Source organism: Poseidonibacter ostreae (assembly GCF_009208075.1).
Classification (GTDB): domain Bacteria; phylum Campylobacterota; class Campylobacteria; order Campylobacterales; family Arcobacteraceae; genus Poseidonibacter; species Poseidonibacter ostreae.
The window spans coordinates 1-229 of sequence record NZ_WFKJ01000152.1; the positions used below are offsets into that span (position 1 = coordinate 1).

Annotated in this window: 1 protein-coding gene; it reads left to right on the forward strand. The window is 25.3% G+C overall.

Translation table 11 applies throughout. From position 1 onward, the window contains the following. Window positions 1–187: helix-turn-helix domain-containing protein (locus GBG18_RS15215; RefSeq protein WP_193311200.1), on the forward strand; the 187-nt coding region annotated here is incomplete at its 5' end. Between the last annotated feature and the right edge of the window lie 42 nt (window positions 188–229).

A 229-nucleotide genomic window follows, 5' to 3' on the forward strand; every position in this document is an offset into this window, starting at 1 on the left:
ACTAGAATATCTTATTAAATTTAATAATAGAGTTGTTTCTCATGATGAATTAAAATTAAATATATGGGAAGATAGTTTTGAAGCAACAGATTCTGCATTAAAAAACTTGTTAAATAAACTTAGAAAAAAAGTAGGGAAAGAGTCTATTTTAAATATTTCAGGAGTAGGCTTTAGAATACAATTTTAGACAGTAAAAAAAAAGCTTAGCTTGAACAACTGGAAGTTGGAT